Annotated in this window: 15 protein-coding genes; 12 read left to right on the top strand and 3 right to left on the bottom strand. The window is 61.9% G+C overall.

The window, feature by feature from the left end:
• Window positions 1–15: 15 nt before the first annotated feature.
• The 9 genes from OK352_RS12780 (at window position 16) to OK352_RS17710 (ending at window position 7592) form a co-directional block, all read left to right on the top strand.
• The gene (locus tag OK352_RS12780; protein WP_265141867.1) at window positions 16–981 is read left to right on the top strand and encodes a carbohydrate ABC transporter permease; all 966 of its coding nucleotides are present in this window, start codon (window positions 16–18) and stop codon (window positions 979–981) included.
• On the top strand, window positions 968–1849 hold the full coding sequence (locus OK352_RS12775; protein WP_265141866.1) for a carbohydrate ABC transporter permease: 882 nt from the start codon (window positions 968–970) through the stop codon (window positions 1847–1849). Before OK352_RS12780 ends, OK352_RS12775 begins: the two co-directional genes overlap by 14 nt.
• Window positions 1850–1861: 12 nt before the next feature.
• Window positions 1862–3196, top strand: a complete 1335-nt coding sequence (locus OK352_RS12770; RefSeq protein WP_265141865.1) for an ABC transporter substrate-binding protein — start codon at window positions 1862–1864, stop codon at window positions 3194–3196.
• Window positions 3197–3334: 138 nt separating this feature from the next.
• Window positions 3335–3697 carry a 30S ribosomal protein S6 gene (rpsF, locus tag OK352_RS12765; protein WP_265141864.1) on the top strand — a complete coding sequence of 121 codons (363 nt, stop codon included), beginning with the start codon at window positions 3335–3337 and terminating at the stop codon, window positions 3695–3697.
• Between the two features lie 4 nt (window positions 3698–3701).
• Complete coding sequence (locus OK352_RS12760) at window positions 3702–4208, top strand: single-stranded DNA-binding protein (protein ID WP_265141863.1); 507 nt, start codon at window positions 3702–3704, stop codon at window positions 4206–4208.
• A 62-nt stretch (window positions 4209–4270) separates the two neighbouring features.
• Window positions 4271–4531, top strand: a complete 261-nt coding sequence (rpsR, locus tag OK352_RS12755) for a 30S ribosomal protein S18 (protein ID WP_098406698.1) — start codon at window positions 4271–4273, stop codon at window positions 4529–4531.
• Between the two features lie 11 nt (window positions 4532–4542).
• On the top strand, window positions 4543–4995 hold the full coding sequence (rplI, locus tag OK352_RS12750) for a 50S ribosomal protein L9 (protein WP_265141862.1): 453 nt from the start codon (window positions 4543–4545) through the stop codon (window positions 4993–4995).
• A 733-nt stretch (window positions 4996–5728) separates the two neighbouring features.
• Window positions 5729–7099, top strand: coding sequence for a replicative DNA helicase (dnaB, locus tag OK352_RS12745; RefSeq protein ID WP_265141861.1), 1371 nt, complete (start codon window positions 5729–5731; stop codon window positions 7097–7099).
• 106 nt (window positions 7100–7205) lie between these two features.
• On the top strand, window positions 7206–7592 hold the full coding sequence (locus OK352_RS17710) for an NUDIX domain-containing protein (RefSeq protein ID WP_372338108.1): 387 nt from the start codon (window positions 7206–7208) through the stop codon (window positions 7590–7592).
• A 111-nt stretch (window positions 7593–7703) separates the two neighbouring features.
• On the opposite strand, the gene OK352_RS12740 is transcribed toward OK352_RS17710, so the two are convergent.
• Both OK352_RS12740 and OK352_RS12735 read right to left on the bottom strand, forming a co-directional pair.
• Window positions 7704–8846 (bottom strand): ABC transporter ATP-binding protein, encoded by a 1143-nt coding sequence (locus tag OK352_RS12740; RefSeq protein WP_265141860.1) that lies wholly within the window; start codon window positions 8844–8846, stop codon window positions 7704–7706.
• An 88-nt stretch (window positions 8847–8934) separates the two neighbouring features.
• Window positions 8935–9516: an NADPH-dependent FMN reductase gene (locus tag OK352_RS12735; RefSeq protein WP_265141859.1), complete on the bottom strand. Its 582-nt coding sequence runs from the start codon at window positions 9514–9516 to the stop codon at window positions 8935–8937.
• 181 nt (window positions 9517–9697) lie between these two features.
• Between OK352_RS12735 and OK352_RS12730 the strand changes: the two genes are divergently transcribed.
• The 3 genes from OK352_RS12730 (at window position 9698) to OK352_RS12720 (ending at window position 11215) form a co-directional block, all read left to right on the top strand.
• Window positions 9698–10180, top strand: coding sequence for a MarR family winged helix-turn-helix transcriptional regulator (locus OK352_RS12730; protein WP_265141858.1), 483 nt, complete (start codon window positions 9698–9700; stop codon window positions 10178–10180).
• A 136-nt stretch (window positions 10181–10316) separates the two neighbouring features.
• Window positions 10317–10958 (top strand): hypothetical protein, encoded by a 642-nt coding sequence (locus tag OK352_RS12725; RefSeq protein ID WP_265141857.1) that lies wholly within the window; start codon window positions 10317–10319, stop codon window positions 10956–10958.
• Entirely contained in the window at window positions 10955–11215 is a 261-nt protein-coding gene (locus OK352_RS12720; RefSeq protein WP_265141856.1) for a hypothetical protein, read from the top strand. Before OK352_RS12725 ends, OK352_RS12720 begins: the two co-directional genes overlap by 4 nt.
• A 57-nt stretch (window positions 11216–11272) precedes the next feature.
• Here OK352_RS12720 and OK352_RS12715 read toward each other — a convergent pair whose 3' ends face one another.
• Window positions 11273–11884 carry a GrpB family protein gene (locus OK352_RS12715; protein ID WP_265141855.1) on the bottom strand — a complete coding sequence of 204 codons (612 nt, stop codon included), beginning with the start codon at window positions 11882–11884 and terminating at the stop codon, window positions 11273–11275.
• Window positions 11885–11965: the final 81 nt, after the last annotated feature.

Raw genomic sequence — 11965 nt, 5'->3', positions numbered from 1 at the left:
GATACGATTGACGATATGCCTGGCGTGAGCGACACCGTGAAGCCCGCGGTGTCACGACAACCGCGCATGCGCCCATCGCGGGTTCCCGGAAGGCGAAGGCGACGCGACACCACGACGGCGTACACACTCCTCGCTCCGAGCCTGTTCGGGTTCGCCGCGTTTCTGCTGTTCCCGATTCTCGTCGTTGTATGGCTCAGTTTTCATCACTGGGATCTGCTCAGCACCCCCACCTGGGCCGGTGCCGACAACTACGGAACGGTCCTCGGCGACGCCGCCTTCCTCAACTCCCTTGCGGTCACCGCCGTGTTCGTCTGCCTCGTGATCCCCGTGCAGACCGCGTTCGGTCTCGTAGCCGCGTCGTTTCTCACTCGTGGTCTCCCATGCAGCGCCGTCTTTCGCGTCATCTATGTGCTTCCGTGGATCAGTGCGCCGCTCGCTCTCGGCATCGTGTGGAAGTGGATCCTCGCGCCGACGAATGGTCTGCTCAACACGCTGATCGGCGAGCGTGTCGAGTGGCTGACGAGCCCCGCGCTCGCGCTGCCCAGTGTCGCGGCCGTCGTGGTCTGGACGAACGTCGGATACGTCACGCTCTTCTTCGTCGCCGGGATGCTGGGCATTCCGCAGCACATCATCGATGCCGCCCGCATCGACGGCGCTGGCCCGATCGCCCTCTTCTGGCGCATTAAGCTGCCGCTGCTCAGGCCCACGATGTTCTTCGTCCTCGTGACGAGCGTGATCAGCGTCTTTCAGCTCTTCGATCAGATCTACGCACTGACCAAGGGCGGCCCCCACGCGGTTACGGACTCCGGCACACTGGGCTACACCGACGTCGTCGCCATGCGTCTCTACACCGAGGCGTTCTCGACGTTCAATGTTGGCAAAGCGGGAGTGATCGCCGTCATCCTGCTCGGGTTGCTCGTGCTCATTACGCTGGCGCAGCAGCTGTATTTCCGGAAGCGGACGACATATGACCTCTCATGACGTGAGGCGCAACCGGATGCTGCCGGCCGCAGCACCAGGAACGCCGCGCCGTGCGCTGAAGGCCGTGGCTGTGTACGTGGTTCTGCTGGTCGGTGCAGCGCTCACCCTCCTGCCGTTCGTGTTCAGCGTGACCACGGCCTTCACCTCGCCGACGCAGTTCGCCCGGGAGGGAGCCGCGTCCGTGCCGAATCCGGTGACCCTGGTCAACATCGGTGAGCTGTTTGCCGGAGGTCACAGTTTCGGTCGTGCCCTCGGGGTCACTGTCGCCATGACTGTCGTGCTGCTTGTCGGCCAGCTGTGCTTCTCAATCATGGCCGCGTATGCCTTCGCCCGCATCGAGTTCCCCGGGCGCAGCATCCTGTTCTGGGCGTACCTGTCGGGGCTCATGGTTCCACCCGTCGTGCTCGTCGTGCCCCTGTATCTGATGATGGTCGAGCTGGGACTTCGCAACACTTTCTGGGGGCTTGTTCTGCCGTTCCTTTTCGGAAGTCCGTATGCAATCTTCCTGTTGAGAGAGTATTTCCGAACCATTCCGCGCGACCTTGTCGACGCCGCCCGCATTGACGGCGCCGGGCATTTTCGCATAATGACGGGTATCGTGGTTCCGTTGTCACGGCCAATCATCGTCACCCTGGCCCTCATCACCGTCGTTACGCAGTGGAACAGCTTTCTCTGGCCTCTCGTGGTCACGACGGGTGAGACGTGGGGTGTGATCACGGTTGCGACAGCGAGCCTCCAATCTCAGTACACGAGCAATTGGACGCTGGTGATGGCAGCAACGACGATAGCCCTCGTCCCGCTGGCGGTGGTGTTCCTGATCTTTCAGAAGCACATCGTGAGATCCATCACCATCACCGGTTTCAAATAGAGAAAGACCCGAATGGCGAAGCGAATCCTGAAAAGCGCGGCGATTGCCGCAGCATCCGCCCTGATGCTGTCTGCCTGCGCTGCGTCTGACACCACCGAGGCAAGCACGACGACCGTGAGCTTCCGGCTCTGGGACGAGACTGTTGCGCAGGCGTATGAGGCATCGTTCGACGAGTTCGAGAAGCAGAACCCGAACATCACGGTGAACATCAACGTCGTGCCCTGGGGTGACTACTGGACGAAGCTGCGCACCGATGTCGCGGGCGGCACCATGGACGACGTGTTCTGGATCAACAATTCGTACTACGGGGCCTATGTGGACTCCGGCAACCTCATGGACGTCGGTGCTGTGATGGGCGCCTCGGCGGCCGAAGCCTGGGAGCCAAGCGTCGTCGACCAGTTCACACGCAACGACACGTTGTGGGGCGTGCCTCAGCTGTACGACGCGGGGATCGCCGTGTACTACAACGCCGATCTTCTCGAGAAAGCGGGCGTTGACCCTGAGGCTCTCGACGATCTCACGTGGGACCCAGAGGAGCCCAAGAACGATACGTATCTGGCGATGGCGAAGAAGCTGACGATCGATGCGAACGGCAAAACGGCCGAGACTGAAGCGTTCGATGAGAAGAACATCGCCCAGTACGGCACGAACCTCGCCTACGACCTGCAGGCCGTGCTGCTTCCGTTCATCGGATCGAACGGCGGGCACTTCCAAGATGGCGACGAGTTCGCGTTCGCCGATGACAAGTCTGCACAGGCCATCGACTACCTCGTGAAGGCGATCAACAAGCAGCACGTCGCTCCCTCTGCCGCTGACACGAATGACGACGGTGACTTCAGTCTCAACACGTTCACGCAGGGCAAGATGGCGCTCTTTCAGTCCGGTCTCTACAACCTCAAGAATGTCTCACAGAACGCCGACTTCGGCTGGGGGGTCGCCATGCTTCCGGCCGGCCCCGAGGGGCGTGTGTCGGTGACGAACGGCATCGTGGCCGCGGGCAATGCGGCGAGCGAGAATAAGGATGCTGTCAAGAAGGTGCTCGGCTGGCTCGGAAGCGAAGAGGGCAACGCGTATCTTGGGGTTGACGGTGCTGCCGTTCCTGGCGTGGTCGCCGCGCAGGACACCTACTTCGACTTCTGGAAGAAGAAGGATGTCGACGTGTCCCCATTCTTCGACGTTGTCTCCGACGGCAAGACCATTCCCGCGCCGACCGGCCCGAACTACAGCAAGGGCTTCGAGCAGTACGACCCGATCTTCAAAGAGATCTTCGCGGGGACGGTGAAGCCGCTCGACGGTCTTGAACAGGCGCAGGCAGCCGCGAACGGGGCGATCGGCGCCGACGGCTGATTCACGCGTTCGCATGACGCCCCGTGGTCGGGTATCATAGCCAAGTTGCCTGTGTTCGGTTCCGAATACGGGGGACGATGCTACAACCCTCCTGTTGCAGAACGCCTGCAGCCGATCAAGACCGAAGGAGGTGGGTTAGTGACGCATCAGTACGAACTCATGGTCATCCTCGACCCGGAGATTGACGAGCGCACGGTTGCACCGAGCCTCGACAAGTTCCTCAATGTGATCCGCAACGACGGTGGAACCGTCGATAACGTGGACATCTGGGGCCGTCGCCGTCTCGCTTACGAGATCAACAAGAAGGCCGAGGGCATCTACGCCGTCGTCGACTTCACCGCGACGAGCGAGTCCACGAAGGAACTCGACCGCCAGCTCAAGCTCTCTGAGGCTGTCATGCGCACCAAGGTGCTCCGCGCTGAAGAGGCCATTGCTCAGGTCGCATCCGAGGCCAAGCGCGCCGAGGCCAAGGCCGCGCGCAAGGCAAGCAAGGGCGCCTAGTCCCATGGCTGGCGAGACCGTCATCACCGTGGTGGGCAACCTCACCGCCGATCCCGAGCTGCGCTACACACAGTCGGGGCTCGCGGTTGCCAACTTCACCATCGCGTCCACTCCCCGCACGTTCGACCGTCAGGCGAACGAGTGGAAGGACGGAGAGGCTCTCTTCCTCCGCGCGAGCGTCTGGCGTGAATTCGCCGAGCACGTCGCTGGCAGTCTCACCAAGGGCAGCCGCGTCGTCGCTCAGGGGCGCCTCAAGCAGCGTTCGTTCGAGACCCGCGAGGGCGAGAAGCGCACAGTGATCGAACTCGACGTTGACGAGATCGGTCCGAGCCTCCGCTACGCGACAGCTCAGGTCACGCGCGCACAGTCGTCCGGCGGGGGGCAGAACCGCAACCAGGCGGCCACCTACCAGAACGACGAGCCGTGGGCACCCGCAGCGCCGTCTCAGCCGCAGGGTGGCGGAGACGGATGGGCGAACCCCGGAAGCTACGGCGACGAGACCCCGTTCTAATCACACGGATGTGATGGCGCCAAGCGACATCACATCAGAATCTTCACGAAGAGGAAACCACTATGGCTGGAAAGTCGAGCGGCCAGGGCCGCAAGTCTTCCCGCGGCAAGGGTGCGAAGGCATCCGCCCCGGCGAAGTCAATCCGTGTCGGCGTCATTGACTACAAAGACGTCGCCACGCTCCGCAAGTTCATCTCAGAGCGCGGTAAGATCCGTGCTCGCCGCATCACCGGTGTCTCCGTGCAGGAGCAGCGCCTGATCGCACGGGCAATCAAGAACGCCCGCGAAATGGCTCTTCTGCCCTACGCCGGCTCGGGCCGCTAAGGAGTACACGAATGTCAAAAGTTATTCTGACGCACGAGGTCACTGGCCTCGGTGCCCCCGGTGATGTCATCGAGGTCAAGAACGGCTATGCCCGCAACTACCTCGTCCCGCAGGGTTTCGCGACCCCGTGGACGCGTGGTGGCGAGAAGCAGGTCGAGCAGATCAAGGCGGCCCGTGCCGCTCGCGAGCTCGAGACCCTTGAAGAGGCGAAGGCACTCAAGGACGCCATCGAAGCGAACGCGATCACGTTGACCGTCAAGGCGGGCCGCGAGGGCCGTCTGTTCGGTTCGGTGAAGCCGGGCGACATCGCCGCGGCAATCGCTGAAGCCGGAATCGGCGAGATCGACAAGCGCAAGGTCGAGATCCCGAGCGCCATCAAGGCCACGGGCTCCCACGAGGCGACGCTTCGCCTGCGTGAGGACGTCTCGGCGACGATCTCCCTTCGGGTGGTCGCTGCCAAGTAGCGCACTGACGAAGACGCGAGGCGGGCCGATGGGCCGCCTCGCGTTTTTGTGTGCATAGATGTCTGCATGGGCATTTGTCTGTGCGTCTCCCTGGGCGACTCTGTGCCGTCGCCGGAGGGCTCTGCCATATGAGTCGCACAGGGCGGGCAGGCAAGCCCTGAAGCTGCGCGCTCTGCTGCTGTTGACGTCACCCGTCGCCGGGGGCAGAACGCGCTCTGTGATGCGTCGCGAAATGTGCGCTTAGGGCTTGCGCACGCGCGAATGTGATGCTATTTTTCCGCTCATTTGTGCACAGGCACGGTGCCATTCTCCAACCCTCAACCACTGCTTCAAACGCTTTCTCTGTCCACACTGTGTGGAATTAGAAATCCCTGGTCAGAGGTGCTAAAAAAGTTTTGCTCCCCAAGTTGTCCACAGCTATCCACATCAGTTGCCCACAGGACTCTCGGCGTTTCGCGCAGGTTCTCCACATAGTTATCCACAGGCTGATTTGGGGGATGTGCGAGGGGTCTCTAGGGTTAGTCAGCAGACCGGTCGCGAACGTACGCGCAAGCAGGCCAGCGGCCGATGTCAGCGGGTGCTGATTCACTTGACTCGTGGCTCGGACGATGGCGTCCGGCCGCGGTCAAGGTCAGGCACTTCGGTGTCGCTCACGTGGGCTGTGTCGTTCACGTGGGCTGTGCCATTCAAATGGGCTGTGCCATTCAAATGGTGAAAAGGGGGAGGTCAGTTCGTGTCGATCGCGCATCTTGAGGCTGGTGGCGGAGCAGGTCCCGACGCCGAGCGTCCCTACGAGCGCACCCCACCGCACGATCTCCTCGCCGAGCAGTCGACTCTCGGCGGAATGATGCTGTCGAAGGATGCCGTTGCCGACGTCGTTGAGCTCGTGCGCGGTGCCGACTTCTACATTCCGAAGCACGAGATCATCTTCGATGCGATGCTCTCCCTCTACTCGCATGGTGAGCCCACCGATGTCATTGCGGTGACAGACGAACTCGTCAAGCAGGGCGAGCTCCAGCGTGCGGGCGGTGCCGACTACCTGCACACGCTCACTTCGCTGGTGCCCACGGCGGCGAACGCCGGTTTTTACGCGTCGATCGTCTCCGAGCGCGCGATGCTGCGCCGCCTCGTCGAGGCGGGAACACGCATTGTGCAGATGGGGTATTCAGGCGAGGGCGAGGTTCTTGACCTCGTCAATAACGCTCAGGCCGAGATCTACTCGGTTTCCGGTGACGAGACGGCAGAAGACTACGTGCCCCTGACGACGGCTGTGGACGCCGCTGTCGAAGAGATCGAAGCGGCGAGCGGTCGCGACGGCACCATGACGGGCATCCCGACCGGGTTCCGCGAATTGGACGAGTTGACGAACGGCCTGCACCCGGGCCAGATGGTCATCATCGCGGCGCGCCCCGCGATGGGAAAGTCGACACTTGCGCTCGACTTTGCGCGAGCAGCATCCATCAGCAACGACGAGCCCTCGATCTTCTTCTCACTCGAGATGGGCAAGAGCGAGATCGCAATGCGTCTGCTCAGCGCCGAAGGTGCTATTCCGCTGCAGAACATGCGCAAGGGCACGCTTGATTCGCGTGACTGGACCACAATGGCGTCCACGCGTGGCCGCATCAATGAGGCACCGCTGTATATCGATGACAGCCCCAATATGACGCTTGTCGAGATCCGTGCGAAGTGCCGTCGTCTCAAGCAGCGCGTGGGGCTCAAGCTCGTCGTCATCGACTATCTGCAGCTGATGACCAGCGGCAAACGGGTCGAGAGCCGTCAGCAGGAGGTGTCGGAGTTCTCGCGTGCGCTCAAGCTGCTGGCGAAGGAGCTCAACGTTCCCGTGATCGCGCTGTCGCAGCTGAACCGTGGCCCCGAGCAGCGGCAAGACAAGATGCCGGCGATCAGCGACCTGCGTGAGTCGGGCTCGATTGAGCAGGATGCCGATATGGTCATCCTTCTGCACCGTGAGTCGGTCTATGAGAAGGACACGCGTCCGGGTGAGGCCGACCTCATCGTGGCGAAGCACCGTAATGGCCCGACGGCGACGATCACTGTGGCGTTTCAGGGCCACTATTCTCGTTTTGCTGACATGGCGCCTGCCTGATCGGCTGTCTGAGTGTCGAGGGCTATCTAAGTTCGTAGCTCTTTGGGGATGAGCCAGTGGGCGACACAGCTAGGAATCAGAATTGACTTGTGAGAAAGTCGCGTGAATGACAGACATCTACGCAGATGATCGCAGCGGGGAGAGTAGCGACAGGCTGCGATCACTGGGGGCCATTGAGATACCGAACCCTGACAGAGTGACGTCGGTCGCGGTTGTGCCGGTGGACACTCGCTCCGGAAGAGTTCTTGGAGTGATGCTACGTGAGCGAGGTCTGGATATTCCCGGTGGGCATCGGCAATACGAAGATATCGATATGGAAGCCACAGCGCGTAGGGAAACGTTAGAAGAAGCCAGCGCCGATTTCGAGACAGTGCCGCGCGCGACCTGGAAGCGCTCCGCGGCACGCGCGTGCGCCCACCCATCGCGAACGACGAGCTGGACGAGCTTCAACCGGCCCTGCGGGTTCAATGCGGCGCGAGCATGGGTAACGTAAGACACGAGGACCTCAGTGGACTCGATCAGGTGTGGTTACCTATATCGATACCGGAGGTCCTCACCCCATTCCATCAGCCCACGCCGTCCATAACGTCAGTGGGAAGAACATCTAGGCGGCGGCCGTGCTGACGCTGTCGTCTCGGTCGTTCGCGCTCGGCTTCACCCACGTTCCCCGGTTGAGTCGTTTTCCGCTGTCCACATCAAAGAGGTGGATGCGCCCGAACTTGGACGTCGCAGAGACCGTATCGCCCGCCTCCGGGTGCGACCGCCCGTCGACGCGCGCCGTGATGTTCACCCTCTTGCCGTCGATGAGCGCGTGGCCATGGAGGTATCCATCGGCGCCGAGCTCTTCGACAAGATCGACAGTCATGGTGAGCCCTGGCTCTGACGGGCTCGCAACTGTGATGTCCTCAGGTCGGATCCCAATCGTGACACGGCTGCCCACGGCATCCCTGACCTCACGGTCTACTTCAACGGTCTGGGTGCCGAAGTGCACTCCGCGCTCGGTCACATCGGTCGTGAACAGGTTCATCGCCGGGGAGCCGATGAACCCGGCGACGAAGACGTTCCGAGGGTCTTCATACAGTTCGTGAGGGGTACCCACTTGCTGCAGCTTTCCATCGGCGATCACCGCGATCCGGTCTCCCATCGTCAGCGCTTCGACCTGGTCGTGAGTGACATAGACGGTCGTGACGCCGAGTCGGCGCTGGAGCGACGCGATCTGGGTGCGAGTCTGCACTCGCAGCTTCGCATCCAGGTTCGACAGCGGCTCGTCCATGAGAAAGACCTGGGGGCTGCGGACGATTGCCCGGCCCATCGCAACGCGCTGGCGTTGGCCTCCGGAGAGCGCCTTTGGCTTGCGGTTGAGGAGAGGGACGAGATCCAGTAGTTCCGCGGCCTCGTACACGCGCCGAGCACGCTCCTTCTTGCTCATCCCAGCGATCTTCAGGGCAAAGCCCATGTTCTCTGCGACGGTCATGTGAGGGTAGAGCGCATAGTTCTGGAACACCATTGCGATGTCTCGATCCTTCGGCGGGACGTCGGTGACGTCGCGATCTCCGATGAAGATGCGACCCGCGTTGACCTCTTCGAGGCCGGCCAGCATTCGCAGGGACGTCGATTTGCCCGAGCCCGAGGGTCCGACGAGCACCAGGAACTCGCCGTCGGCGATTTCGAGATCCAACGAGTCCACCGCGGGGCGTTGCACACCGGCGTACTCTCGCGTTGCCTGTGAGAATGTGACAGTTGCCATTTCTTCTTTCCTTCCACCGGCAGGTACGTGCCGGACGATCCGTTGTGATCGGGGAGGCGTCTGCTGTGGCCTCAGTCGATGTGCTGAGTCAAGCCGCGTGCTCTGCGAGCCTCGGATTTCGTACGTCTTCGAGAGCCTGAGACCACGCGATCACCTGGGTGAACAAGGTGTCCAGGAAGACCGCCTGAGAATCGTTGGGGGCGAAGGAGCTGTAGTTCTCGAACTCGGTGGCGAGCGAAAGCGTCAGAGTCTGGCGCACAGTTGCCACCTGGAGCTCGGCGAGTACGAGCCGAAGATGCTCGATCGCGCGAGCGCCACCGACCCCGCCGTATCCCACAAAGCCGGCTGCCTTGTTGTTCCACTCTCTGTGCAAGAAATCGATTGCATTCTTGAGGACGCCAGAGGTGGAGTGGTTGTACTCGGGGGTTACGAAGACGTAGCCGTCGAACCCAGCGATCTTGTCGGACCACGTCAGAGTGTGCTCGTTCTTGTATTGACCAACCGCCGGAGGCAGCGGTTCGTCGAGATGCGGCAACGGGTAGTCCGCGAGGTCAACGAGCTCGAACTCTGCGTCGTCGCGCCGAGTGGCTTGTTCGAACACCCAGTCTGCGACCTGCTTGCCGTTGCGACCGGGGCGGGTGCTGCCGAGAATGATGGCGATCTTGGTCATTGCGATGGAACTCCTTCTGTGTGGGTTGTGACGAGGTCGGCGTCATAATGGGGTGCTGGAGATGGCTGTCGCGCCGCGCAGCATCCTCACCGTGACTCATGCCCTTCTCATCGGTTGATCCTTCCGATTGACATATCAACCTGGAACAATGGAATTGACGTGTCTATTCCTAGGGAGCGAGATGACAGAGAACCACCGGACGACGCCCACCCGAGAGCAGCTGCGCATCTGGCGCGACTACATCGAGGTGTCGCAGGCACTCACTTCGCGTCTGGGCCGTCGCCTACAGAATGAGTCGGTGCTCTCCGCGGGTGACTATCAGGTGCTCCTCGCCCTGACCGAGGCACCTCGAGGTACCCTGCGGTCGTCCGAACTTGCAGTACTGATCGGATGGGAGCGCAGTCGGCTCTCGCACCGTCTGGGGCGAATGGAGAAGAGACAGCTGGTCAGACGAGACCCCTGTATCGATGACGTACATGGAGTGAATGTCACAGCAACTGAATCCGGGAGAGAGATATTGCGGGCCAGCTCCGTTCCGCATCTCCGCGCCGTCCGCGAGCTGTTCGTTGACGCGCTCACACCGGAACAGCTCACCCACCTTGACGACATCTCTTCCGTTCTTCGCCTGCACCTGGGCATGAACGCCTCAGCGACGAATGACTGAACACGCACGTGAGCCGATCTCCCACGTGGATTCCTGTTCCGTGAATGGCGGCTCATGCTCAGGATGAGGTCGATAGAATGGACGCATCACCGACCGTGTCCCTGCGGTCGATCTTCATGAAAGAGGCAGAGTCTTCGTGGTTACGCCTGCACGCCCGTACGCCGTCGAGCCTACGCAGACGCGGTTCTGGGTACTGCACATCGTTCGCGCCGTGATCTTCGCGGCCGCCGGCTTGTTCACGACGTTTTCTCGAGACCACTCCCCGCACATGGGCCTCATGATCTTCGGTGCATTCACCGTCGCATTGGGCATCACGGTCGGTGTGCTGTCGTTCGTTACGATCGGTGATCGACCGATGCGCCGCCTCGTGATCGCACAGTCGGTCATGTCGCTCGTCGCCGGTGGTGTCGCACTCGCGTTCAATTCGTCTGGACTCGGCACCTACCTGCTCACAGTGTCGATCTGGGCCGGCCTCACGGGGCTTCTCGAACTGTACTCGGGCTATCGGCTCGTACGACGCTCCGCCCTCTCGCGTGACCTGCTGATCGCCGGCGGCCTCACCGCGCTTCTCGCCATCGTGTTCGTGCTTCTTCCGCCCGACTTCCAGCAGACGGACGGCGGCATCGACAATGCGCCTCTCGCATTGAACTCATCGGTCATGGCCGTCGGAGTATTCGGCGCCTACGCCGCTGTGATGGCGGTGTTCCTCGCCATCGGAGGGCTGTCGCTGAAGTGGCAGAAGTCAGATGCAAACGCGGCAACGGAGGAATCAGCATGACGAAGCCCAGCAAACGCGAGATGCTGAAGCCGCTCGAGCTTCTCGGCATCGCCGCTGTCTTCGCCATATTTGCGGGACTGATCACGCTGATGTCGACGCGCGACTTTCTTCTCACTGTTGTCTTCGCCGGCATCGCGTTCATCGCCGGACTCGTGTTCCTCGCGCTTTTCGCTCTGACAATCAAACCGAACAAGATCGAGCGTGACGAGATTCAACGCGACGATGACGGAAACCCCAAACCGCCAACCATGCTCTAGCTCTAGCTCTAGCTCGCGCTCGAGCCCTGGCTCGTCCCTGTTCCCAGCTGGGCCAGATCAGCTCTCGGGCAGGAGTCCCGCCGCGCGAAACGCTCGCGCATAGATGTCACGGATGACCGCCTGCTTGCGGCGGTTGTAATCCGTCATCAATTCGCCTCTCTCGGTTGCGGCGGCAGCCGCTGACCGTTTCGTTTCGGCATAGAGCTCGCGATCGGACGCGTCCTGCCGCAGGTGATCGCGGAAGACGCGCTCCTTCCACGGTTCGGGCGAGTCAGGGCCGAACACATGCAGGTTGACGGACCGATCGGATGCTTTCAGGCAGCGATGCTCGTGCCACCACGGTTCGCGAACGGTCAGAACATATCCGAGCGTTTCCAGTGGTGCAAGCCAGGCCTCTTCTCGCGCGGGGTCCGCGACAATCAGGTCGATGTCGATGATGGGCTTCGCCGGCAGCCCCGGAACCGAGGTTGATCCGACGTGGACGATATCGAGAACGCGGGCACCGAGGCATCCGCGAATCTCGCTCTCGCGGGCTGCGTATACCTCGGGCCACGCCGCGTCGTATTCGACGATGGCGATCGGCTCGGGAGAAGGCTGCACGACCCAGGGCGTCTGGCCGGGCGGGGGAGCGTCATCGGAAAACGTCGTGATCTCGCGTGCTGTCGGCATCACACCAGTTTATGACGGCGACGGGCGAGGCCCTGGCGACACCGACGCGTCAGACGACACCGACGCGTCAGACGACACCGA

Origin of the sequence: Microbacterium sp. MPKO10 (genome assembly GCF_026107415.2) — a bacterium.
Taxonomy (GTDB): domain Bacteria; phylum Actinomycetota; class Actinomycetes; order Actinomycetales; family Microbacteriaceae; genus Paramicrobacterium.
This window is presented reverse-complemented; position numbering and strand designations above follow the sequence as displayed.